The sequence below is a fragment of the Solwaraspora sp. WMMA2080 genome (assembly GCF_027497395.1).
Classification (GTDB): Bacteria; Actinomycetota; Actinomycetes; order Mycobacteriales; family Micromonosporaceae; genus Micromonospora_E.
In genome coordinates, this window is record NZ_CP114910.1 from 6,002,875 (window position 1) to 6,027,160 (window position 24,286).

Annotated in this window: 21 protein-coding genes; 12 read left to right on the top strand and 9 right to left on the bottom strand. The window is 69.4% G+C overall.

Translation table 11 applies throughout. The annotated features are described in order from the left end of the window. Positions 1-9: 9 nt before the first annotated feature. Genes O7543_RS27530 through O7543_RS27545 form a run of 4 tightly spaced genes read left to right on the top strand, consistent with a single transcriptional unit; the run spans position 10 to position 4,125 of the window. Entirely contained in the window at positions 10-471 is a 462-nt protein-coding gene (locus tag O7543_RS27530; protein ID WP_281551196.1) for a transglutaminase-like domain-containing protein, read from the top strand. After that, positions 468-1,310, top strand: coding sequence for a glycosyltransferase (locus O7543_RS27535; RefSeq protein ID WP_281551195.1), 843 nt, complete (start codon positions 468-470; stop codon positions 1,308-1,310). The genes O7543_RS27530 and O7543_RS27535 overlap by 4 nt, the downstream gene beginning before the upstream one ends. Continuing rightward, on the top strand, positions 1,307-2,794 hold the full coding sequence (locus tag O7543_RS27540; protein WP_281551194.1) for a glycosyltransferase family 4 protein: 1,488 nt from the start codon (positions 1,307-1,309) through the stop codon (positions 2,792-2,794). The genes O7543_RS27535 and O7543_RS27540 overlap by 4 nt, the downstream gene beginning before the upstream one ends. Positions 2,795-2,808: 14 nt before the next feature. Then, positions 2,809-4,125, top strand: coding sequence for a glycosyltransferase 87 family protein (locus O7543_RS27545; protein ID WP_281551193.1), 1,317 nt, complete (start codon positions 2,809-2,811; stop codon positions 4,123-4,125). Positions 4,126-4,271: 146 nt separating this feature from the next. On the opposite strand, the gene O7543_RS27550 is transcribed toward O7543_RS27545, so the two are convergent. The 8 genes from O7543_RS27550 to O7543_RS27585 form a co-directional block, all read right to left on the bottom strand. After that, on the bottom strand, positions 4,272-5,318 hold the full coding sequence (locus tag O7543_RS27550; RefSeq protein ID WP_281551192.1) for a LacI family DNA-binding transcriptional regulator: 1,047 nt from the start codon (positions 5,316-5,318) through the stop codon (positions 4,272-4,274). A gap of 54 nt (positions 5,319-5,372) precedes the next feature. After that, positions 5,373-5,564 carry a hypothetical protein gene (locus O7543_RS27555; RefSeq protein ID WP_281551191.1) on the bottom strand — a complete coding sequence of 64 codons (192 nt, stop codon included), beginning with the start codon at positions 5,562-5,564 and terminating at the stop codon, positions 5,373-5,375. Between the two features lie 66 nt (positions 5,565-5,630). Next, complete coding sequence (locus O7543_RS27560) at positions 5,631-6,524, bottom strand: TIGR03619 family F420-dependent LLM class oxidoreductase (protein WP_281551190.1); 894 nt, start codon at positions 6,522-6,524, stop codon at positions 5,631-5,633. Next, positions 6,524-7,438, bottom strand: coding sequence for a nucleoside deaminase (locus O7543_RS27565; RefSeq protein WP_281551189.1), 915 nt, complete (start codon positions 7,436-7,438; stop codon positions 6,524-6,526). Before O7543_RS27565 ends, O7543_RS27560 begins: the two co-directional genes overlap by 1 nt. 168 nt (positions 7,439-7,606) lie before the next feature. Further along, a complete protein-coding gene (mmsB, locus tag O7543_RS27570; protein ID WP_278170952.1) occupies positions 7,607-8,788 on the bottom strand; it encodes a multiple monosaccharide ABC transporter permease in 1,182 nt (393 codons plus the stop codon). Further along, a complete protein-coding gene (gene mmsA / locus O7543_RS27575; protein WP_281551188.1) occupies positions 8,785-10,335 on the bottom strand; it encodes a multiple monosaccharide ABC transporter ATP-binding protein in 1,551 nt (516 codons plus the stop codon). Before mmsA ends, mmsB begins: the two co-directional genes overlap by 4 nt. Positions 10,336-10,345: 10 nt before the next feature. Next, positions 10,346-11,488, bottom strand: coding sequence for a multiple monosaccharide ABC transporter substrate-binding protein (chvE, locus tag O7543_RS27580; RefSeq protein WP_281551187.1), 1,143 nt, complete (start codon positions 11,486-11,488; stop codon positions 10,346-10,348). Positions 11,489-11,839: 351 nt separating this feature from the next. Beyond that, positions 11,840-12,823 (bottom strand): LacI family DNA-binding transcriptional regulator, encoded by a 984-nt coding sequence (locus O7543_RS27585; protein WP_281555677.1) that lies wholly within the window; start codon positions 12,821-12,823, stop codon positions 11,840-11,842. A gap of 664 nt (positions 12,824-13,487) precedes the next feature. On the opposite strand from O7543_RS27585, the gene O7543_RS27590 reads away from it, so the two are divergent. The 7 genes from O7543_RS27590 (at position 13,488) to araA (ending at position 22,232) form a co-directional block, all read left to right on the top strand. Next, complete coding sequence (locus O7543_RS27590; protein WP_281555676.1) at positions 13,488-14,441, top strand: ABC transporter substrate-binding protein; 954 nt, start codon at positions 13,488-13,490, stop codon at positions 14,439-14,441. 136 nt (positions 14,442-14,577) lie between these two features. After that, positions 14,578-16,104: a sugar ABC transporter ATP-binding protein gene (locus O7543_RS27595; protein WP_281551186.1), complete on the top strand. Its 1,527-nt coding sequence runs from the start codon at positions 14,578-14,580 to the stop codon at positions 16,102-16,104. Next, positions 16,101-17,234 carry an ABC transporter permease gene (locus O7543_RS27600; protein WP_281551185.1) on the top strand — a complete coding sequence of 378 codons (1,134 nt, stop codon included), beginning with the start codon at positions 16,101-16,103 and terminating at the stop codon, positions 17,232-17,234. The genes O7543_RS27595 and O7543_RS27600 overlap by 4 nt, the downstream gene beginning before the upstream one ends. Next, positions 17,231-18,253: a galactofuranose ABC transporter, permease protein YjfF gene (yjfF, locus tag O7543_RS27605; protein ID WP_281551184.1), complete on the top strand. Its 1,023-nt coding sequence runs from the start codon at positions 17,231-17,233 to the stop codon at positions 18,251-18,253. The genes O7543_RS27600 and yjfF overlap by 4 nt, the downstream gene beginning before the upstream one ends. Before the next feature lie 43 nt (positions 18,254-18,296). Then, on the top strand, positions 18,297-19,979 hold the full coding sequence (araB, locus tag O7543_RS27610) for a ribulokinase (RefSeq protein ID WP_281551183.1): 1,683 nt from the start codon (positions 18,297-18,299) through the stop codon (positions 19,977-19,979). After that, entirely contained in the window at positions 19,979-20,659 is a 681-nt protein-coding gene (locus O7543_RS27615) for an L-ribulose-5-phosphate 4-epimerase (RefSeq protein WP_281551182.1), read from the top strand. The genes araB and O7543_RS27615 overlap by 1 nt, the downstream gene beginning before the upstream one ends. 76 nt (positions 20,660-20,735) lie before the next feature. After that, the gene (araA, locus tag O7543_RS27620) at positions 20,736-22,232 is read left to right on the top strand and encodes an L-arabinose isomerase (RefSeq protein WP_281551181.1); all 1,497 of its coding nucleotides are present in this window, start codon (positions 20,736-20,738) and stop codon (positions 22,230-22,232) included. A 574-nt stretch (positions 22,233-22,806) separates the two neighbouring features. On the opposite strand, the gene O7543_RS27625 is transcribed toward araA, so the two are convergent. Further along, complete coding sequence (locus tag O7543_RS27625) at positions 22,807-23,235, bottom strand: DivIVA domain-containing protein (protein WP_281555675.1); 429 nt, start codon at positions 23,233-23,235, stop codon at positions 22,807-22,809. 341 nt (positions 23,236-23,576) lie between these two features. On the opposite strand from O7543_RS27625, the gene O7543_RS27630 reads away from it, so the two are divergent. Further along, positions 23,577-23,849: a winged helix-turn-helix domain-containing protein gene (locus O7543_RS27630; RefSeq protein ID WP_281551180.1), complete on the top strand. Its 273-nt coding sequence runs from the start codon at positions 23,577-23,579 to the stop codon at positions 23,847-23,849. The last annotated feature ends 437 nt before the right edge of the window (positions 23,850-24,286 follow it).

Below are 24,286 nucleotides of genomic sequence, written 5' to 3' on the forward strand. Positions count from 1 at the left end.
TATTGGGGCATGGGGTTCTGTGTCCATAAGTCGATCGTGTATGCGGCGGTGATGCGATCCGTCGGCGTTCCGAGTCGGATCTACTACGGAGACGTCCGAAACCATCTTGCGTCGCCCAGGCTCGAAGAGCTGATGGGTGGCAAGGTTTTCACGTTCCACAGCCTGACCACCGTGTTCCTGGAGGGTAAATGGGTCCGCGTGACGCCGGTTTTCAACAAAATTCTCTGCCGGCTCTACGGAATCCGTCCCCTCGATTTCGACGGCCGCGCCGACAGCATGTACCACCCGTACGACAACGAGGGGCGGCTACATATGGAATTCCTCAAGTCGCATGGCGAATTCGACGATGTTCCCTACGACATGGTCGTGGGTGGTATCCGCGAAGCGCACCCCCGGCTGTTCGCCAGCCAGCACACCACCGCGCGTGGTTCGCTGGTGTCCGACGCGACATCACCGGGAGGTGCGGGATGACGCCGCGGGCCTCGGGCGGTCCCGGCACCGCCACCCTTGTCGCTACCGGCACCGCCGGCCGGGACAGCGACTGGCTGGCGCAACCGTCCGTGCCGTACGCGCGCAGCGCGGTCGACCTGGAACTGGTCGTACCGGCGTTCAACGAGGCCGCCCGGCTACCCGCCACCCTGGCGGTGGTCTCCGGCTTCCTGGCGGACTGTCCGTGGCGGAGCCGGATCGTGGTGGTCGACAACGGCAGTACCGACGACACGGCCGCGGTGGCGGTCGGAAGTGCCGAACCGGTAGCTACCGCGACGGTGGCACGTGACCCCGTGGAGGTCGTCGTGGCCGGGTGCTCCCGGCCGGGTAAGGGCTCCGCAGTGCGCCGGGGTATCGAGAGCAGTCGTTCTCGCTACGTCGGCTTCATCGACGCGGACCTGTCGACGCCGATCGAGACGTTGCATCGGGCGATGGCGGAGCTGGACGCGGGAGCTACGGCTGCGATCGCTTCCCGACACGCACCTGGTGCTCAGCTCGTCCGGCCGCAGCCGCTCGGCCGCCGGCTCGGGGGAGCGGCGTTCCGAGCCCTGGCCCGACGGCTCGTGCCGGGCGTCCACGACACTCAGTGTGGGTTCAAGATCTTCGACCGGATCGCGGTGCAGCACGCGTTGCGGCGCTGTCGGGTCAACGGCTTCGCCTTCGACGTGGAGCTCCTACGTCAGATTCGGCGGGGCGGGGGTCGGATCGCTGAGATCGCGGTGGCATGGACCGACGACCAGCGCTCCACCTTCCGCCCGCTGCACGACGGTCCGGCTGCCTTCGCCGACCTGCTGCGGCTGTACCGGCTGGAGCTGCGATGAACAAGGGGAGCTTCACCCTGGCGGATCGGCAGCTGTTGGTGGTGAGCGACCGTGACGTGCGCCATCCCGATGCCGGTGGACAGGAACGGTACCTGCACCAGGTCGCCCGGCGTTGGGCTGGCTGGGGAGCCTCCGTCAGCTGGGCCGTGGAGCGTGCGCCAGGTCTGCCCGACGTAGAACCGATCGACGGCGTGATGGTGGTCCGGAGCGGGATCAGGTCATGGCGGCAGCCGTCCGTGTTGACGCAGTTGGTTCGCCGGGCACATGCGGTGGTCGACGCCACCGGATACCCACGGGGGAGCGTGCTGGCCGGCGGCCGAGCACCCGTAGTGGCCGTGGTGACGGACCCGCCGCCAGGCCCGGACGACACCCGACCGAGCTCTCTGTCGGCGCTACGCCGCCTCTCGTGGTATCCGGCCACGCGTGCGCCGCGCGGTGCCGACGCGATCGTCACGCTGTCTCCTGCGGCCCGGCACGCGGTGCGCCGGCACGCCCGGGCCCGTGGACCGATCTTCGTGGTGCCGCCCGGTACCGACCCTGGCGCCACCTCCGGTGCACGGTCGGCCGATCCGCTGATCGTGATCGACACGCGCCTGGCCTCGGACCGACGGATCGATGTGTTTCTGCGGGCGCTGGCGGCGGTTGCCGGCCAACTGACCGGCTTGACGGTGGAGGTCCTCGGGACCGGACCGGAGCTACCCCGACTACGGCGGATGATCGCCGACGGAGCTCTGAAGAGGGTGGTCTCGCTCCCCGGCCGGCTACCGCAGTCGGAACGAGACCGCAGGCTCGCCCGCGCCTGGCTCACCGTGTCGACGGCGACCGCCGAGCTTGCTGGATTCGAGCCGCTGCGCGCCGCCGCACTCGGGGTGCCGTGCCTCGTCCTGGACACACCTGGGGCGGACAACTTCGTGCTCGGCGGCCGGACCGGGTACGTCGTGGCTGATCAGGAGCAGCTGGGCGCGGAGATCGTGCGCGGCGTGCGGCTCCTTTCCGACCAGCGGTACGCCGATCTGACGGCGCGGTGCTGTCGGGTGTGGGCGGGCCTGTTCGGCTGGGACCGTACTGCTCAACTCCTCGCGCGGGTGGTCGAACACCAGATCGTTATGGCCGACGCCGGGCGGTACGGGCCGGCCCAACGTCGATCCGCCCGCTCGGACATCACCACCCGGGTACGCCTGCCGGCCGGTGTGCCGGCACCGACCGCCGGACTTCGGGTCACCGACGAGGTGGTGGTCTGCGATGGCGTGGTGGAGCTGCTGCTCAACGGTTGCGACGAGGTCGACGCCGTCGCGGTGCTGAGGCGCCTCGGCGTCACCGGGGCCAGTGTTCGCCTCGCCGGTCGCCACGACCTGCTGATCGGTCCGCGTCCACTGCCGCCTGCGCTGGCGGGCCACCAGAGCGACCGAGGCGACATGTGGCGACGGCTCGACCTGGTGCCGTTCTACGACGAGTTCGATGTCTACCGCCGCCAGCCGGCGTAGGCATGGAGATGATCATGAAGAGTGCAACTGTGGATCCCCACCCGGGTCCGGCCATTCGTCCGACCGACTCGCGGTCGACGGCGCGCCCGGCCGTCATCACTGCGGCGGCGGTGCTGGTGACTGCGTTCGGGCTGGCCCTGCTGGCCTCGTACGTCTTCACCCGGGACCCGTACTGGGCACTGCGCTGGACGGTCGACCTCAAGGTCTACCTTGCCAGCGGTCTCGCGGTGCGTGAAGGCACCTCGCTGTACGACGTGGTCATCATGTCGCCGCTGTACGGTCCCATGCCGTACCTGTATCCACCGTTGACCGCGGTGCTGTTCTTCGTGCCCTTGTCCTACCTGCCGATCGGGGCGGCGAGCCTGGTGTGGAACACCGCGTCGTTGGTTGCCCTCGGCGCGGTCGTCTGGATGACGCTGAAGGTGGCCGGGGTCCGGGACGCACGGGTGCGCGGGGTGCTCACCGTGGTCGTGCTGATCCTCGCCGCGTGGTTGCTGCCGGTCCGGATTCAGCTGATCGCCGGTCAGATCAACATGTTCCTGCTGCTCCTGGTGCTGCTGGACTTCCGGGGCGGTGGCGGTCGCTGGCGTGGTGTGGGCATCGGCATCGCCGCCGGCCTGAAGGTGACCCCGCTGATCTTCATCGGCTACCTCGTCGTCACCCGGCAGTGGCGGGCCGCCGGCACCGCCCTGGGGGCCTTCCTCGGCACGGTGGTGGCCGGTTTCGCTGTGCTGCCAAGGGACTCGCTGACCTACTGGAGCGGGTTGGTGCTGCACTCGTCGCGTGCCGGTGGTGTCTTCGACACTCCGAACCAGTCGTTGTCCGGGGCGTTGGCCCGGGTACTCGAGGGAGAGCAGTTCGCTCGGTGGTGGCTGGTGATCCTGGCCGGCGTGGCGGTCTTCGGGCTCGCGGTGGCCAGGTACGTCTACCTGCGTGGTTCGGACTTCCTGGGATTCTCGGCTGCGGCGGTCACCGGCCTGCTGGTGTCGCCGGTGAGCTGGGAACACCACTGGGTGTACGTGATCCCGTTGCTCATCTGGCTGGCCTGCCGCGCTTACCAGACCCGTTCGGCATGGCTCGCCGTCGCGACCGGGGTGTTGGTGCTGGTGTTCACCATCCGGGTGTTCAGCCTGTTGGGCATTCCGGAATCGCCTCCGTCACCGATGGAGCTGGCCGTCTGGCAGAAGGTGGTTGCCGCGATGTTCCCACTGACCGGACTTGCCCTGCTGATACTCGGTCCCATGTGGGTACGTCGCGACTTCCCATCGGAGCCGGCGGCGCGACCCGTCGAGCCGCCGCTTCGTGAACTGGTATCGGCATCGGCCAGATGACGGACGGACCAAGGCGGTCGTACCGGGACGGCGAGGTTGCCGTCCCGGTACGGCGTTCGGCAATGCATGGCCCGGCACGATGTTCGCGCGCCTGCCGGCCCGGCGTCATGGGTGCCCGCGGCTTGTGGCCCTGGCGGGTGCCGGACTCACCGGACGGGCGCGGTACTGCCTCTGACCACCAGTTCGGTGGGGAGCAGGATGTGTCGCGGGTCGGCTGCCGCGCCGGTCCGGGCCTGCTCGACGGCTACCCGCAGCGCCTCCGCCGCCGCCCGCCCCTTCAGCACGACGTCCTGGCGCACCGTGGTGAGGGTCGGCCGGATCTGGGTGGCCAGGGGATTGTCGTCGAAGCCGACTACCGAGACGTCACCGGGAACACGCATGCCCAGCGCGGTCGCTTCCTGGATGACCCCGTAGGCGATGGCGTCGGAGAAGCACAGAACGGCGGTGGGCGGGTCGTCGCGGTCCAACAACAGCCGTGCGGCTGCGCGGACGGCGTCGATCCCGCCGCTGGGCTCACGAGCCACGACCGGGCGGATCGCGGCGGCGTCCAGGGCGTCGAACCATCCCAGCATCCGTTGTCGGGAGGGGTAACCATCTGCCAGCGAAAGGGGATCCTCGATGAGTCCGTGCTCGCCGTGCGCCCCGGACAGCAGAAAGCCGACCCGGCGATGGCCCAGGTCGACGATGTGTTGCGCGGCGGCGCGGGCACCTGCCCGGTCGTCCACGTTGACGCAGGTCACGGTCGCGACAGGCTTCTGGTCCACGAAAACCAGGGGAAGTCGCCGGCGGGACAGCCAGTCGACCGCGGGTGAGGTCGGATCACACGCGTAGACCAACGCGCCGTCGATGGCGACGTCACGGGCCGGGATGATCCCGCCGCTGCTGGCGGAACTCAGCAGGGTGAGCGCGAGGCCGGTGGGGGCCAGCTCCTCGGCGATCGCGCCGAGGAAGCTGGTCGCCACCAGATCGGTGAATGCGAATCGGAGGGATTCGGTGAGAACAATACCCACCGCGCCGGTTGTGCCTTTGGCCAGTGCGCGTGCGGCAGGATCGGGGCCGACATAGCCAAGTTCCTGAGCGGCGGCAAGAATGCGCTCTCGCAGGGTACTGGAGAGTTGGTCCGGGCGGGAGAAAGCGTTTGAGACGGTCATGCGGCTGACGCCTACCCGGTCCGCGATGGTCTGCAACGTCACTCGTGGGGCCACGCCCACCGCCTCTCGTCCACCTACTGAGGTGAGGCGAGGTTATCAGGCAGGGCTGCGCTCGGCCGGGGCGATCGCCTGGGCCGCCCGCTGCAGGCCCTTGGCCAGTGCAAGCCGGACGAGCCGGGTGCGCTGGGGGCGTTCGACGTGCGGCACGACGGGCGCGTCCGGGCGGGCGCTGTTGACGTTGCGGGAAACCTCGTTGATTGCTCCGACGAAGCCAGATGCCATTTCCATGATGATCACCCCTCGGCTGACCGGTCAACCTCTATACCGGTACAGTACGCGAGTCTTCTATACCGGTCAAGGGACTTCTTGTCGATACGCCTGAACGATCTCGACCAGCTGTCGTTGCTCGGCCGCGAAGTCCCGTCTCGTCGGGACGTCCGGGTTCGGGTCGAGGATGATCTCGGCCGCTCCGCACTCGGTGAGCGCCCTGACGTCCCCGACGATCTGGGCGAGGGTGCCCACGCCGAGCGGACGATCCGGGCCCGCGGACCGGGCCTGCAGCCGGGCCTTGATCCGGGGGACCAGAGCCGGAACCGGTCGACCCGCCTCGGCGGCCGCCGCCGTCAGCGCCGGCAAACCTCTGTTCCTGAGCCAGTCCAGAGTCGGATTGATCGGGTGCCAGGCCGTGCCGAACCGGGCGGCCCGGCGGATCGCGGCCCGGCCGGCGCCACCGACCCAGACCGGCATCCCGCCTCCAAGTGGGGCCGGCCCCGTCGCGACATCGGAAAATCCGTGTTCGCTGGAGCTGACCGTGTCGGCCGCCCAGGCTCTCGTGATCACCCCGAGGTGGGAGTCGGTGGTGCGGCCCCGTTGCCGCACGTCGAGCCCGAGCGCCGCGAACTCGGTGGCCGCCCATCCCGAGCCTACGCCGAGGACGAACCGGCCCTGGCTGAGCAACTGCAACATGGCACTCATCCGGGCGGTCAGCAACGGATGACGGTACGGCAGCACCGCCACCGAGGTACCAAGTCGGATCCTCTCGGTCTGCGGGAACAACCAGGACAGCAGCACGAAGGGGTCGTAGAACGGCGCAGGATACACCGAGGTCACCTCGGCGGTGGGCGCCACATGGTCCGACACGACCAGGGTGGACAGGCCGTTGTGCTCGGCGAACCGGGCCCAGTCGAGGAACGCCTCCGGGACCGCCTCGGGCCCGAAGTTCGGCACGTTGATTCCCAGCCTGGCCATCACGCCGCCTGGGCGAGATAGGCGTGGAAGGGCGCGGAGAGCTGCTCGGCCGACAACCCGGTGTCCGCGCGCCGGGCGATGCCCGGCAGTACCGCCGACACGGCGTCGATCAACCGACCGGTCGTCTGGGGGTCGGGGTTCATCGCCGGCGGAACGGACTCCTTGCCCGCGGCGAAGACGATCTCACCGACCCCGGCTGCGCCCGCCACCGTCCGGCAGATCGCGCACGGTTCACAGCTTGAGTAGACGACGGCGCCGCGCAGATCGGCCGACCCGGTGCGCCGTGCCGCGTCTCGGATGGCGGTCACCTCCGCGTGCGCCGCCGGATCCAGGTCGGTCAGCGCTGTGTTGACGCCAGCACCGATCACCTTCCCGTCCAGCGCCACCACGGCGGCGAACGGCAACTGGCCGGCCGAGCCGTGCATCCGGGCCGCCTCGACGGTCCTGGCCAGGAGTCCGGGCTCGCCACCGATCGACGGCAGCGCCGCACCGATCAGCTGCCCGAGCGGCAGGGCCGAGTCTTGAAACAAGGTCACCTGCACGCCCGCCGGCCCGTCGAGCCGGGCGTTCAGGGAACCCCACGGCGTGCGTCGGGGCGCGGCGATCAGCCGTGCGCCCGGTGTGTCGCCGAGGACGTCGACCGCCGCAACCGCGTCGTCGACCTGGAACGCGAGTCGTACCGGAGTGCTCGGAGTACCGTCGATCTCGACCTCGGCGATGAATGCGGCCTGAGCCTCGTTGGCTAGCTCCAGGGTGGCCTGGCCGGCGGCCAGGATGGCCACCCGCGCGCCTTTCGGGCCGGCCATTGCGGCCAGCTCGGTGAGCCCCAGCGAGTCCCGGTAGTAGCGGAGCGCGTCGTCCACATCCGGTACGACTAGGACGACCCGTAGCTGCGAAACGTTCAGTTCTGCCATATCGGCACCCTAGAAGCTGACTCGCCACTGTAGGGGCGCCAACACGCGGAGCGACGTTTGTGTCCGCGGCGGACCGGACATCAGGATGCCCGGTCCGGCCGGGGCGCTGCACGATGCCAGACGGACGCGTCGGGTGCCGACCGGTCGGAGTCGCCCGAGCGGCGGGGGTCAGCGGGAGGCGACGCCGGCGCGGCGCTTGCTCCACACATCGAAGGCGACCGCGGCCAGCAGCACCGCACCCTTGACCAGCATGACGTTCTCACTGGGGGCGCCGATCAGCGACATCCCGTTGTTGATCACGCCCATGATCAGACCGCCGGTGACCGCGCCGACCACCTTGCCGACCCCGCCCTGCACGGCCGCCCCGCCGATGAACGCGGCGGCGATCGCGTCCAGCTCGAAGGTGTTGCCGGCGGTCGGTCCGGCCAGGTTGAGCCGGCCGGCGAAGATGATCCCGGCCAGCGCGGAGAGCACCCCCATGTTCACGAAGATCCAGAACACGACGGACTTGACCTTGACCCCGGACAGCACCGCGGCCTGCAGGTTGCCGCCGACCGCGTAGATCTGCCGACCGAACACCGACCGCTTGGTCAGCAGCGAGTAGCCGAGCACCAGGGCCGCCAGCAGCACCAGCACCCACGGCAGGTTCTTGAACCGGGCCAACTGCACGATCACGAACAGCACCGCCGCCGAGGCGCCGACGATCTTGAACAGGAAGACCGGCATCGGCTCCACCGCCTGGTCGTAGCCGAGCCGGGCGACCCGGGCCCGCCACTGGCTGACCGCGATACCGCCGACCGCGACCAGACCGACCAGCAGGCTGACCAGATCGGCGCCGCCGAGCGGGCCCAACCCGATGTTGCCCAGATAGCCCTCGGTGAAGCCGTTGGCGAGGGTACGCACCGGATCCGGGAACGGCCCGATGCCCTGGTTGCCGAGCACACTCAGGGTGAGCGCCCGGAACAGCAGCATCCCGGCCAGGGTGACAATGAACGCCGGGATGCCGAAGTACGCGATCCAGAAGCCCTGCCAGGCGCCGATCGCGGCACCGGCGATCAGGGTGATCAGCAGGGCCAGCGGCCAGGGCAGGTCGTGCTCGACCATCAGTACGGCGGCGATCGCCCCGGTCGCGCCGACCACCGAGCCGACCGACAGGTCGATATGCCCGGCGATGATGACCAGGATCATGCCGATCGCCAGGATCAGCACGTACGAGTTCTGCACGATGATGTTGGACAGGTTCTGCGGCTGCAGCAGTGCCCCGTCGGTCAGCACCGCGAACAGCACGACGATCAGCCCGAACGCGATGTAGATGCCGCTCTCGCGGACGTTGATCCGGGCGACGCTCACCGGTCGGCCCCCGATCCCTGCTCCTGTCCCTGCACCATGTGCTGCATGAGTCGCTCCTGGGTGGCGTCGGCCCGCCGCACCTCGCCGGTGATCCTGCCGGCCGACAACGTGTAGATCCGGTCGCACAGCCCGATCAGTTCGGGCAGTTCAGAGGAGATGACCAGGACCGCCGTACCGTTGTCGGCGATCTGGTTGATGATCGAGTAGATCTCGTACTTGGCGCCGACGTCGATGCCCCGGGTCGGCTCGTCCAGGATCAGCACGTCCGGCTCAGTGAAGATCCACTTGGACAGCACGACCTTCTGCTGGTTGCCGCCGCTGAGCTTGCCGACGATGCTCGCCACGCTCGGCGCCTTGATGTTCATGCTGCGGCGGAACCCCTGCGCCGTCCGGTGCTCGGCGCCCTCGTTGACCCAGCCACGGCGGGCCAGCCGGGTCAGCCCGGCCGCCGACACGTTGCGCTGGATGTCCTCGATCAGGTTGAGTCCGTACCGCTTGCGGTCCTCCGTGGCGTACGCGATGCCGTGGTCGATCGCCTCGCGGACCGAGCGCAGCTGGATCTGCCGGCCGTCCTTGTAGACCCGGCCGCTGATGTCCCGGCCGTACGCCCGACCGAAGACGCTCATCGCGAGCTCGGTCCGACCGGCTCCCATCAGCCCGGCCAGCCCGACGACCTCCCCACGGTGCAGGGTGAGGTTGGCGTCGGCGACGACCACCCGGTCGCCGTCCGGGGAGCGCACCGTCCACTCCTCGATCCGCAGCGCCTCGGCGCCGATTTTCGGGGTGCGCGGCGGGAACCGGTGCTCCATCGACCGGCCCACCATGCCGGCGATCAGCCGGTCCTCGGTGACCTCGTCGTTCGCCGGGTCGAGCGTCTCGATCAGTTCGCCGTCGCGCAGGATGCTGATCGTGTCGGCGATGGCGAGGATCTCGTTGAGCTTGTGCGAGATGATCACACAGGTGATGCCGGTGTCCCGCAGCCCGCGGAGCAGGTCGAGCAGGTGCGCGGAGTCCTCGTCGTTGAGCGCGGCGGTGGGCTCGTCCAGGATCAGCAGCTTCACCTGCTTGGACAGCGCTTTGGCGATCTCGACCAACTGCTGCTTGCCCACCCCGATTTCGGCGACCAGGGTGGTCGGATTCTCCGTCAACCCGACCCGGCGCAGCAGCTCGGCCGCCTGGTGGTTGGTGTGGTTCCAGTCGATGAGCCCACGGCGGGTCTGTTCGTTGCCGAGGAAGATGTTCTCGGCGATCGTCAGCTGCGGGCAGAGCGCCAGCTCCTGGTGGATGATCACGATGCCCCGGTGCTCGCTGTCCCGGATCCCGGCGAACCGGGCCGGCCGGCCGTCGAAGCTGGTCTCTCCGGCGTACGACCCGTGCGGGTAGACGCCGGAGAGCACCTTCATCAGGGTCGACTTGCCGGCGCCGTTCTCGCCGCAGATGGCGTGGATCTCGCCCCGGCGTACGGTCAGGTTGACGTCGTGCAGGGCACGCACGCCGGGGAACGTCTTGGTGATGCCCCGCATCTGCAGGATGGCGTCGGTCGGCATGATCGTGGACTCAGCCCAGCTGCTCGGCCGAGTAGTAGCCGCTGTCGATCAGCACTTCGTAGTTGCTCTTGTCGATGATCACCGGCTCGAGCAGGTAGGACGGGACGACCTTCTCCCCGTTGTCGTAGTCGGTGGTGTTGTTGACCTCCGGCTCGTCGCCGCTGAGGACGGCGTGCGCCATCTCGACGGTCTTCTTGGCCAGCTCGCGGGTGTCCTTGAAGATCGTCGAGTACTGCTCGTCGGCCAGGATCGACTTGACCGAGACCTCCTCGGCGTCCTGCCCGGTCACCACCGGGTAGGGCTGGCCGGCGGTGCCGTATCCGCTGCTCTTGAGCGCGGACAGGATGCCGATGGAGAGCCCGTCGTACGGCGAGAGCACCCCGTCGACCGTGACGCCGCCCTGGTAGGTGCGGGTGAGCAGGTCCTCCATCCGCCGCTGTGCGGTCTCCGGGTCCCAACGCAGGATCGCGACGGTGTCGAAGTCGGTCTGGCCGCTGCGGATCACCAGCTTGCCCGAGTCGATGTGCGGCTGCAGCACCGACATCGCGCCGTCGAAGAAGAAGGTGGCGTTGTTGTCGTCCGGCGATCCGGCGAACAGCTCGATGTTGAACGGGCCGTCGGCCTCGCCGGCGGAGCCGTCCGCGTTGAGCATGCCGAGTCCGACCAGCAAGGACGTGGCCTGCTGTACGCCAACCTTGAAGTTGTCGAAGGTGGCGTAGTAGTCCACGTTCGGGCTGTTGCGGATGAGTCGGTCGTAGGCGATGACCGGGATGCCCTGGTCGGCGGCCTGCTGCAGCTGGGTGGTCAGCGCCGTGCCGTCGATCGAGGCGACGATCAGCAGCCGGGCGCCCCGGGTGATCTGGTTCTCGATCTGGTTGACCTGGGTCGGGATGTCGTTCTCCGCGTACTGCAGGTCGACCTCGTAACCCAGCTCCTCCAGCGCGGCCTTGACGTTGTCGCCGTCGCTGATCCAGCGTTCGGAGGACCGGGTGGGCATGGTGACACCGACCAGGGCCCCCGTGTTGTCGCCGTCGCCGGTCTCCTGGTTGATGGTCTTCTCGCTGGAGCCGCAGGCGGCCAGGCTGGTCGCCAGGGCAGCGGCTACGCCGATCGTGGCCAGCCGTTGGATTATGGTGCTCGTGCGCAGTTGCACGGACGTCTCCCTCTCTGGGATGGGCTGCGGGCGGTGGCGCCGCAGGCGGGAGGTTGTGGTGCCGTGGGCGATGAGGTGCCGGACCGCTGGGCGGTGCACCGGGCACGGCGGGCGGCCGGTGGCCATGCGGCCCCGTCACGCTGTCGGGTTGCTGCAAACTATCGGTGGCACCGTGAGTCGCAGTGTTATCGCTCACAAGTTCGCTGTCAAGAGCCCCTACGCGATCCTTGGGAAACCGATGCGAAACATCCGACCGCCCGCGCCGGCGTCGCCCCGACGCCTCCGTTGCGGGACGTTTCCACAGCTCAAGGGCTGGATGTGGAGCGCCGTCGGCTCTGCTGGCGGGCCGGTTCAGCTGGGCGCGGCGACGCTGCGCCGGTGCACCAGGGTCGGCTCGATAGTGTGCCGCTCGTCGCTGCGCGCGCCCGACTCGATCTGCCGCAGCAGCAGCGCCAGACTCGCCTTGGCCACCGCGTCGAAGTCCGGCCGTACGGTGGTCAGCGGTGGGGTGAAGTAGGCGGCCTCCGGCACGTCGTCGAAGCCGACGATGCTGACCTCGTCCGGCACCCGCCGGCCCCGCTCGCTCAGGGCCCGCAGGATGCCCAGCGCGAGGTGGTCGTTGGCGGCGAAGATGGCGGTGACGTCGCGCATCCGGGCCAACATCTGCCCGGCGCGGTAGCCGGACGCCGCGCTCCAGTCGGCCGGCACCAGTGGCGGGACCTCGGCGCCGGCGTCCCGCAGGGTCTGCTCCCAGCCGTGGATCCGCCCGGCGCTGTCGAACCAGTCGCCCGGACCGGAGACGTGCCAGACGGTCGGGTGACCCGCGTCCAGCAGGCACCGGGTGGCGGCCCGGGCCCCGGCCGCCTGGTCGACGGTGACCAGCGCGGTGTTGTGCTGCGGGTCACCGTCGATGGTGACCAGTGGCACTCCGGCCGGCACCTGTTGCACGGCCTCGCCGGCGGAGACCACCGGTGCGAGCACTACCAGGCCGGCGACCCGCTGGTCGAGGTGGCGGTCGACGACGCCAGCGATGGACTGCCGATCCAGACTGCGGACGCTGCCCACGTTGACCGCGAACCCGGCGGCCCCGGCGGCCTGCTCGAACGCGGCGAGCAGGGACGCTGGGCCGTAGAGCGTCGAGTTCTGTGCCACCACTCCGATCACCTGTGACTTGCCGGTGACCAGGGCGCGGGCCGCGCGGTTCGGCCGGTAGCCCAGCTCGGCGATGGCGGCTCGGACCCGTAGCCGGGTCTGTTCGCGCACGTTGGGGTGACCGTTGAGAACCCGGGACACCGTCTGGTGGCTCACCCCGGCCAGCCTGGCCACATCCGTCATCGCTGGTTCCCGGACGCTTCTGCTGCTCACCGCTGCCCACCTCAAGTCCGGCCGGGACGTGCCGGCACTGCCGATGATCTTCAGACCCGGCGTGGTGCCAGGGCCGCGGAACTGGACCGGCCGGGTGGGCCGGGCTGTCTTCCGGTGCCCGTGCCAGCTCCGTCAACAGCGAGGTTAGCGGTCACCCACCGGGAGCCGCCATGGGCTGGCGGCGAGCCGAGGGGAGAACCTGGTTCCGCCGATCCGGCAGCGGTTGCCCTACTACGGAGACCCGACCGGATACCCTGGTCTGTGACCGTTGTCGATGTTATCGCTCATCTGATCGTCCCGCCCCACTCGGTGGTGCCGAGGAAAGTTGTCGCAACAGAGCGGTAACGGCCGCGATCCACCCCCTTGACGTGCTCGATGAGAACGGTAACACTCCTGAAACGCGGCGGTTGAGCCTCGGCCGTCGATGGCATCCCGACCAGTTGGGCCACCTGGGAAGGGTGTCGGTGGGTCGGAAGCTTGGCGTACGCCGGGTGTTTGACCGAATCGCAAAGTTAACGCTAACAGTCGGTCCACCGCATCCGTGGACCGTTTCGACCGCCGGTCGTCCGGCCAACCGGCGGACGACATCAGCCTCAGCGGGAGGTAGGCAGTGTTCAGACGTTTTTCCGCCGTCATGATCGCGGCGATGATGGTGGCGACCACCGCCGCCTGTGGTGACTCGGGCGCGGAGGGGGGTGGCGGCGGTGACGACCAGATCGTCCTCGGCTTCTCCCAGGTCGGCGCCGAAAGTGGCTGGCGTACGGCGAACACCAAGTCGGTCCAGGAGTCCGCGGCCGAGGCCGGGATCGAGCTGAAGTTCGCCGACGCCCAGCAGAAGCAGGAGAACCAGATCAAGGCGATCCGCAACTTCATCGCCCAGCGGGTCGACGTGATCGCCTTCTCCCCGGTCGTGGAGTCCGGGTGGGACACGGTGCTCAAGGAGGCCAAGGATGCCGAGATCCCGGTGATCCTGACCGACCGGGCAGTGGACTCGCAGGACGAGACGCTGTACGAGACCTTCATCGGCTCCGACTTCGTCCTCGAGGGTCGGCTCTCCGGGGAGTGGCTGGCCGAGGAGTTCGCCGACGAGCCCGGCCCGGTGCGGATCGTCGAGCTGCAGGGCACCACCGGCTCGGCTCCGGCCAACGACCGCAAGCAGGGCTTCGGTGAGGCGATCGCCGCCGACCCGAAGTTCGAGATCATCGCGTCGCAGACCGGTGAGTTCACCCGGGCCAAGGGCAAGGAGGTCATGGAGGCATTCCTCCAGGCCCACGACGACATCGACGTGCTCTTCGCGCACAACGACGACATGGGTCTCGGTGCGATCGAGGCGATCGAGGCGGCCGGTCTGGTGCCCGGTCAGGACATCACGATCATCACGATCGACGCGGTCCGCGACGGCATGCAGGCGCTCGCCGACGGCAAGATCAACTTTATCGCGGAGTGCAGCCCGCTGCTCGGGCCACAGCTGATGGATCTGGTCGAGCAGGTACACGCCGGTGAGTCGGTGCCCAAGCGGGTGGTCACCGAGGAGACCACCTTCACCCCGGAGCAGGCCAAGGAAGTACTGCCCACCCGGGAGTACTGAGCCGATCCGTCGTCCCGCCCGGCCACCGCGCCGGGCGGGACGACGGGGCAGGCGCCGGCCGCCGGCCCGGTCGGCCCTCGCAGGCGCCGACCGGGCCGGCGGTGGCCGACCGCAGCGACAGCAGTGAGAGGTACGGATGACCGACGCGGCGCCGATCCTGGAGATGACCGGGATCGGCAAGACCTTCCCCGGCGTCGTCGCGCTCGACGACGTCGATTTCCGGATGTTCCCCGGCGAGGTGCACGCCCTGATGGGCGAGAACGGCGCCGGCAAGTCTACTCTGATCAAGGTTCTCACCGGGGTCTACGGGATCGACCGCGGCGAGATCCGGCTCGCCGGCCGGCAGGTCCGGTTCGCCGGTCCGCTGCAGGCCCAGCAGGCCGGCGTCAGCACCGTCTACCAGGAGGTGAACCTCTGCCCCAACCTGTCGGTGGCGGAGAACATCTTCATCGGGCGGGAGCCCCGTCGGTTCGGCGCGATCAGGTGGGCCACGATGCGGCGCCGCTCGGCCGAGCTGCTGCACCGGCTGCACCTCGACATCGACGTGACGGCGCCGCTGGCCAGCCACTCGCTCGCCGTACAGCAGATGGTCGCCATCGCCCGCGCGGTGGACATCTCGGCCAAGGTGCTCATCCTCGACGAGCCGACCTCCAGCCTGGACGCCTCCGAGGTGGAACAGCTGTTCGCGGTGATCCGCCAGCTCAAGGATTCCGGGGTGGCGATCCTGTTCGTCTCGCACTTCCTCGACCAGGTCTACGAGATCGCCGACCGAATGACCGTGCTGCGCAACGGCCGGTTGATCGGTGAGTGGCCGGTCGCGCAGCTGAGCCAGCTGGAGCTGGTGGCCAAGATGATCGGCAAGGACCTCAGCGTGCTGGAGCAGCTCGACGGTGAGTCCAAGCCGGACCTGGCCACCCTGGAGGGCGGTCAGCCGGTGCTGGAGGCCACCGGACTCGGCCGGTCCGGGGCGATCGCCCCGTTCGACCTGACCATCCACGCCGGCGAGGTGGTCGGCTTCGCCGGGCTGCTCGGATCGGGGCGTACCGAGGCGGCCCGGCTGCTGTTCGGCGCCGACCGTGCGGAGCGGGGTCGGCTGAGCATCGCCGGCAGACCGACCGCGCTGCGCGGCCCGCGGACCGGGATGGCCAACGGCATCGCGTTCTGCTCGGAGAACCGCCGGGCCGAGGGCGTGGTCGAGGACCTGACCGTACGGGAGAATCTGGTCCTCGCCATGCAGGCCGCCCGGGGGTGGGCCCGACCGATCCCGCGTCGCCGCCAGGACGAGCTGGTCGCCAGGTACATCGCCGCGCTGCAGATCCGCCCGGCCGACCCGGAGCTGCCGATCCGCAACCTGTCCGGCGGCAACCAGCAGAAGGTGCTGCTGGCCCGCTGGCTGATCACCGAACCCAAGCTGCTCATCGTCGACGAACCGACCCGGGGGATCGACGTCGGCGCCAAGGCGGAGATCCAGCGCCTGGTGGTCGAGCTGGCCGGCGGCGGCATGGCGGTGCTGTTCATCAGCGCCGAGCTGGAGGAGGTCCTCCGGCTCAGCCACAAGATCGCGGTACTGCGGGACCGGCAGATGATCGACCAGCTCGCCAACGGCGCGGGCGTCGACGTGGACCGGATCATGCGGACCATCGCCGGGGAGGCGGCAGCATGAGCGACGCGCACCGACGACTGACCGGCCTGGTCCGGCAGCGGCTGTTCTGGCCGGTGCTGATCCTGGTGGTGCTGCTGGTCAGCAACCTGTTCTTCACCCCGAGCTTCTTCTCCATCACGGTTCGCGACGGGCACCTGTACGGATCGCTGATCGACATCCTGCGGGCCAGCACCCCGCTGGTCCTGGTCGCCGTCGGGATGACCGTGGTCATCGCCACCGGCGGCATCGACCTGTCCGTCGGCTCGGTGATGGCCATCTCCGGCGCGCTCGCCTGCCTGCACATCAGCGGTCTGGCCGACCAGAACAGCGTCGGTGGTGTGCTGTTCGCCGTCGCCCTGGCGCTCGGGCTGTCGGTGCTGCTCGGCCTCTGGAACGGCACCCTGGTCGCCGCGATCGGCATCCAGCCGATCATCGCCACGCTGATCCTGATGGTGGCCGGCCGAGGGCTGGCCCAGTTGATCACCGACGGGCAGATCATCAACGTCAACTCGGCACCGTACAAGGTGATCGGTGCCGGCTACGCGTTCACCCTGCCGGTGTCGGTGCTCATCGTCGTCGCGGTGGTCACCGCAGCGGCGCTGCTGATCCGGCGCAGCGCGCTCGGCATGCTGGTCGAGTCGGTCGGCGGCAACCCGACCGCCAGCCGGCTGGCCGGCATCCGCGCCCGGCAACTCGTCATCCTGGCGTACGTCTTCGCCGGACTGTGCGCCGGCATCGCCGGGCTCATCTTCAGCTCCAACGTCTCCAGCGCCGACGGCAACAACGCCGGCAACCTGATCGAACTCGACGCGATCCTCGCCGTCGTCATCGGCGGTACCGCGCTCACCGGTGGCCGGTTCTCCCTCGCCGGCAGCGTCCTCGGCGCGGTGATCATCAAGGCGCTGGACATCACCATCTACACCATCGGCATCCCCAGCCAGGCGAACCTGCTGTTCAAGGCGGTCGTGGTCATCGTGCTGTGCCTGGCCCAGTCGTCGGCGTTCCGCGCCCGACTGGCCGGGATCACCCGCCGGGGCGGCCCCGCCCGCCCGCCCGGGGCGCCGCCCGGGAAGCGACCGGACGGCGCCGGTGGCGGGCTGCCCCAGCAGACCGGCCCGGCGGCGCCGGCAGAGGCGGAGGTACGGGCATGATCGACGTCAGCGACCCCCGGCAGGCGACGGCCACCGCGCCGACGCCGACCGTCCGCCCTCGGCGGTACCTGCCGCAGCAACGGCACCTGCCGGTGCTCGCCACGCTCACCCTGCTCGCCACCATGTACGGCCTCGGCGCGCTCAACTACACCGGGTTCGCGCAGCCGCAGATCCTGCTGAACGTCTTCGTCGACAACGCCTTCCTGCTGGTCGTCGCGGTCGGGATGACCTTCGTGATCCTCACCGGCGGCATCGACCTGTCGGTCGGCGCGGTGGTCGCCCTGACCACCGTCTGCGCCGCCGTACTGCTGCGTGCGGGCTGGCCGGCCGGTGTGGTGCTGCCGCTGGTCCTGCTCGTCGGCACCACGCTCGGCCTGCTGATGGGTCTGATCATCCACTTCTTCGACATCCAGCCGTTCATCGTGACCCTCGCCGGGATGTTCTTCGCCCGTGGACTCTGCCACCTGATCACCAGCGACTCGATCCCGATCACCGACGCGTTCTGGACCGGCGCGGCCCAGCAGCGGCTGCGTTTCGGCGACGGCTACTTCATCTCGATCAGCGTGGTCATCGCGCTCGTCGTCGTACTGATCGCCGCCTTCGTGCTGGCGTATACGCCGTTCGGTCGCAAGGTGTACGCCATCGGCGGCAACCCCCAGTCGGCGTTGCTGATGGGCCTGCCGGTCGGGCGGACCCGGATCGCCGTCTACACCATCAGCGGGTTCTGCGCGGCGCTCGGCGGCGTGCTGCTCAGCTTCTACATGCTCTCCGGCTACAGCCTGCACGCCCAGGGAATGGAACTCGACGCGATCGCCGCGGTGGTGATCGGCGGCACGCTGCTGACCGGCGGATCGGGGTACCTGCTGGGTACGGTGCTCGGGGTGGGCGTGCTCGGTCTCATCCAGACGATCATCGCCTTCCAGGCGGATCTGAGTTCCTGGTGGACGAAGATCGTCATCGGCGCGCTGCTGTTCGCCTTCATCATCCTGCAACGCCTGGTCACCCGGCGGCGCGGATGACTCACCATAGTGGCCAGGCAGGAATCCACCACAGGGAGAACGGGTGAACACCGACCAGTACACCATCGGCATCGACTTCGGCACCCTGTCCGGGCGGGCCGTCGTGGTCCGAGTCGCCGACGGCGCCGAAGCCGGCTCGGCGGTGCACGAGTACCGCAACGCCGTCATCGACCGCGCCCTGCCCACCAGCGGCAAACCGCTGCCGCCGGACTGGGCGTTGCAGGGACCGGAGGACTACCGGGACGTGCTGCGCCACGCCGTGCCGGCGGCGCTCGCCGACGCCGGCGTGGCCCCGGCACAGGTGATCGGCATCGCCACCGACTTCACCGCGTGCACCGTGCTGCCGACCCTGGCCGACGGGACCCCGCTGTGCCAGCTGCCCGAGCTGGCCGAGCGCCCGCACGCCTGGCCGAAGCTGTGGAAGCACCACTCGGCGCAGCCGCAGGCCGACCGAATCAACGCCCTGGCCCACCAGCGCGGCGAGCCGTGGATCGGCCGCTACGGCGGCAAGATCTCCGCCGAGTGGCAGTTCGCCAAGGCGTTGCAGGTGCTGGAGGAGGACCCGGAGGTCTACTCCCGTACCGAGCGGTGGATCGAGGCCGCCGACTGGATCGTCTGGCAGCTGTGCGGCGCCGAGACCCGTAACGCCTGCACCGCCGGCTACAAGGGTATCTACCAGGACGGCCGGTACCCGGACCCGGCGTACCTGGCCGCGCTGCACCCCGACTTCGCCGACTTCGCGGCCACCCGGCTGGAGCATCCGATCCTGCCGCTGGGCGCCCGGGCCGGCGGGCTGACCACCGAGGCCGCCGGCTGGACCGGGCTGCCGGCCGGCATCGCGGTCGCCGTCGGCAACGTCGACGCGCACGTCACCCCGCCGGCGGCCGGCGCGGTCGCGCCGGGGCAACTGCTCGCCGTGATGGGCACCTCCACCTGCCACGTGATGAACGGCACCGACCTGGTCGAGGTCCCCGGCATCTGCGGCGTCGTCGACGGCGGCATCACCGCCGGGGCGTACGGCTACGAGGCCGGCCAGTCCGGCGTCGGTGACATCTTCGCCTGGTTCGTCGACAACGGCGTACCGCCGGCGGTGCACGACGAGGCCGCGCGCCTCGGACTCAGCGTGCACGAGCTGCTCACCCGGCAGGCCGCCGACCAACCGGTCGGCGGGCACGGGCTGGTCGCCCTGGACTGGCACAGCGGCAACCGGTCGGTCCTGGTCGACCACCATCTGTCCGGGCTGATCGTCGGGCTGACCCTGGCCACCCGGCCGGACGAGATCTACCGGGCGCTGATCGAGGCGACCGCGTTCGGTACCCGGACCATCGTGGAGACGTTCGAGCGGGCCGGGCTGCCGGTGACCGAGTTCGTGGTCGCCGGCGGGTTGAAACGAAACAAGCTGATCATGCAGATCTACGCCGACGTGCTGCGCCGGCCGGTCAGCGTGGCCAGCTCCGACCAGGCGCCGGCGCTCGGCTCGGCGATCCACGCGGCGGTCGCCGCCGGGGCGTACCCGGACGTGGTCACCGCGGCAGGGGTGATGGGCGCGGTGGAGACCGCCGTCTACCGCCCCGACCCCGATGCCGCCGCCGGCTACGACCGGCTGTACGCCGAGTACCAGCTGCTGCACGACCATTTCGGCACCGGTGCGGACAAGGCGATGCACCGGCTGCGGGACATCCGCAACGCCGCGCTCGCCCGCTCCGACCGGGAGGCTTCCGCATAATGACGACAACAACCGCCATCCACTCCGCCGAGATCACCCGGCTGCGTGCCGAGGTGTGCCGGCTGCACGAGCACCTGACCCGCTGGGGGTTGGTCACCTGGACCAGCGGCAACGTCTCGGCCCGGGTGCCCGGCGCCGACCTGCTGGTGATCAAGCCGTCCGGGGTCAGCTACGACGAGCTCACCCCGGCGCACATGGTCGTCACCGACCTGGACGGCGCGCTAGTCGAGGGCGACTACGCGCCGTCGAGCGACACCGAGGCGCACGCGTACGTCTACCGGCACATGCCGTCCGTCGGCGGGGTGGTGCACACGCACAGCCCGTACGCCACCGCCTGGTCGGCGCGCGGCGAGCCGATCCCGTGCGCGGTGACCGCGATGGCCGACGAGTTCGGCGGTGAGATCCCGGTCGGGCCGTTCGCGTTGATCGGCTCCGACGCGATCGGCCGGGGCATCGTCGCGACGCTCACCGGACACCGGTCACCGGCGGTGCTGATGCGCCAGCACGGCCCGTTCACCATCGGCGCGACCGCGAAGGCGGCGGTGAAGGCGGCGGTGATGTGCGAGGACGTGGCCCGCACCATCCACCTGGCCCGCCAGCTCGGTCCGGTCGAGCCGCTGCCGCAGGCGGCGGTCGACGCGCTGTACGAGCGCTACCAGAACGTGTACGGCCAGCGGTGAACCGCGGCCGGCAGAGATTGTCCAGATGGGACCGAGAAGTGGGGCACAGGGGGGATCCGTGGTGATGGAGGCATCGATGCGGTCGGCGCAGGTGTGGTTCCTGACCGGCAGCCAGGGGCTGTACGGTCCGGAGACGTTGCAGCAGGTGGCCGAGCAGTCCCAGGAGATCGCCCGGCGGTTGGACGCCGCCGACGGGCTGCCGGTCAAGATCGTCTGGAAGCCGGTGCTGACCAGCCCGGAGGAGATCCTGCGGGTCTGCCTTGCCGCCAACGCCGAACCCGGCGTGGTCGGGGTGGTCGCCTGGATGCACACGTTCTCCCCGGCGAAGATGTGGATCTCCGGCCTGGACGCGCTGCGCAAGCCGCTGCTGCACCTGCACACCCAGGCGAACGTTGAGTTGCCGTGGGCCGAGATCGACATGGATTTCATGAACCTGAACCAGGCCGCGCACGGCGACCGCGAGTTCGGCTACGTGCAGACCCGGCTCGGGGTGGCCCGCAAGACCGTCGCCGGCCACGTCAGCGACCCCCGGGTCGTCGGCCGGATCGCCGGCTGGGCGCGGGCCGCGATCGGCCACACCGAGCTGCGCTCACTGAAGCTGGCCCGGTTCGGCGACAACATGCGCAACGTCGCGGTCACCGAAGGCGACAAGGTAGAGGCGCAGGTCCGGTTCGGAGTCTCGGTCAACACGTACGGGGTGAACGAACTCGTCGAGGCGGTCGACGCGGTGCCGGACCCCGACGTCAAGGTTCTCGTCGACGAGTACGAGCAGCGCTACCGGGTGGACCCGGCGCTGCGGGCCGGCGGCGACCGGCACGACTCGCTGCGCTACGCCGCACGCATCGAGCTGGGCCTGCGCGGCTTCCTGACCGAGGGCGGCTTCCGGGCCTTCACCACCAACTTCGAGGACCTGGGCGGGCTGCGGCAGCTGCCCGGTCTGGCGGTGCAGCGGCTGATGGCCGACGGCTACGGCTTCGGCGGTGAAGGCGACTGGAAGACCGCCGTACTGGTGCGCACCCTCAAGGCGATGTCCGTCGGCACCTCCGGTGGTACGTCGTTCATGGAGGACTACACGTACGACCTGACCCTTGGTCAGGAGCTCATCCTCGGCGCGCACATGCTGGAGGTCTGCCCGAGCATCGCCGCCGACACCCCGTCGTGTGAGATTCACCCGCTGAGCATCGGCGGCCGGGAGGACCCGGTCCGGTTGGTCTTCGACGCCGCACCCGGCCGGGCCGTCGTGCTCGGCATGGTCGACCTGGGCGAACGGTTCCGCCTGGTGGCCAACGAGATAGAGGTCGTGCCGCCGGCACAGCCGTTGCCGAAGTTGCCGGTGGCCCGGGCGGTGTGGCGCCCCGAGCCGGACCTGCCGACGTCGGCCGAGGCGTGGCTGACCGCCGGCGGCCCGCACCACACCGTCCTCTCCCAGGCCCTCGGGGTGGACGAGTTGCACGATCTGGCCGAGATGACCGGCACTGAACTGGCGGTCATCGACGCCGACACGACGGTCCGGCGGTTCGCCGCCGAGCTGCGCTGGAGCCAGGCGTACCATCGGCTCGCCCGCGGCTTCTGACCTGCTGGTCCTGCTGCCCGGGTGCTGGCGCCCCGGGCAGCGGGGCGGGTGGATGCCCGGATCAGTGGCGATCGGCGTCGGGCACGTCGTGCGGCTCCAGGGCAGGTCGTCGAGGGGCTCCAAGCTGTCCAGGGCTGGAAGCTGGACCGCCGGGCTTTAGACGACCCGTAGCGTTAGTGGACCCTCGGGACACAACGATAGAGACCTCAGCACCGAGTGCTTCGGACGTACAGACACAGTGCGTCCGGGGTGTCAACCTGTCCGTGTTCGATCTGAGAGATCCGCGCCTGGCTTACCCGAGGGCTGCGTCAACCCCAGCCTGGGCAAGCCCAGCCGGACTTGCGCAACTCGGCCAGCTCATGCCTACGGATGTGGCCGAGGTTCTCAGCGCGAATCGTGGCTCGCCCCTCCTCTTCCGTGCGGTCGACCAGGTACTGCTCGTAGCGACCTTCGGCAATCGGGATCTTCGCCTGGTGACAGCGGTTCCGAAACGGGATCCGTGACAGGGGCAGTCCCCGGTCTGCTTGGCATCGTCGAACGCCGCCAGGTGACGGGGTGCGGGGGGGCGGGTCGGTCACGACTGCTTCGCGTACCGGGCGGGGGTACCGCCGCCGGTCCAGGCGTGCAGGTTCATGGTGGTCTGCGCGGCGCGGGCCTGGCTGGTCTGCCAGCGGCGGAGCGCGTCCTTGATGCGGTCGTTCTGCTCGTAGGTGCGGTCGAGTTCGGCGTAGACGATGCCGAGGTCGTGGGCGATCCGTTCGAGGAAGGCGGCGACTTCGCCGGGGTCCAGGCCCCGGCCGCCGCCGCGCCGCGGGATTGTCGGGAAGCGGTGGGCGCGGATCTGCCAAGGGCGGATCGGCCGGTACGCGGTGGGTCGCTGGTTGCGGCTGCGACCATCGGGTACGTGGTAGACGCCGCTGCCCGCCGGCCAGTCACGCGGTGGGGTGGTGGCCATCTTGCGGCGTTGCCAGCGCAGTCGCCAGCGTCGCCAAAGCTCTCGCATCACGTGTTCCTCCCCATTGTTCACTCCTGGTGCCGATCAGGCGGTGTCGTGGATGGGTCTGGACGGGGGGCGGCCCTGCCGCTTGCCGATCCCGGCGGGGCCACCCGCACCCTAATCGCCGCAGCCCTCCTTGGCAGTACGGCGACCAGGGCAAACCTTCGGGGCCGGGACGCCCAACGGCGTGACTCGCTACACGCCCCGACCGGAGGTGAGCGCCCCAAGCTGCCGTGCAAGGAGTGCTCGCGTCATAACATAGGCGCCTAAGCCGCCTATGTCAATGAATCCTTGTCGCGGTCACGTGTCTCGTGATCGAATCGGGTTGCCGTGCAAGGAGACTCCAAATGCCTACGCAGCCCGACTATGTCCGCATTTCGGACGCCTACGCCGCAGCGATCGTCAGCGGCCGGCTCAAGCCAGGGGAGAAGCTGCCCTCGATCGCCGAGATGAGCAAGCGCTACACGGTCGGTGCCACGACCATCAAGATGGTCCTCGTGCGGCTGGAAGCGCGCCGGCTGGTCCGCCGCCACCAGGGCAAAGGCACCTTCGTCGAGCCCAGCGACCGATGGCTACTGCCCGACGGTGACGATGATGACGAGCCAGATTTCGAGATCTGAGGGTTGCGGCGTAGTGGCAGGTCACCTGGCTTCCTGGCATCCAATCGTCACTAACCAGCCCACCCCAGCGGCTGGTAGTCGGGCAAGTGACAAGGAGTGTCGGGAGGGCGGACTTTCGTGGCGGGTCAGCCTCGTGGCTGTCGCTGGCGGCCGCACCGACTGGGGTCTGCCGCTGCGGCTCATGGCTACTTCGTGGATCGGCCAACTAGGACCGCCTAGTCGCGAACCACAGGAGACTGTCGGATACTTGACAGATCGCGATTTTCAACCTATTATGTGAATAATATTCGCCTATGCCCAGGGCTAACGCTAATCGATCTTGAATTGGGGAATTGATGATCAGAGAGGGTTAGCTTCGTTACTGTGTGCAGTTGTCGCCGCACTTGTCGTGTTGTTGAGTTCCGGTGCGGCAACCGCAGTGGAGCGAGTGGATCCAG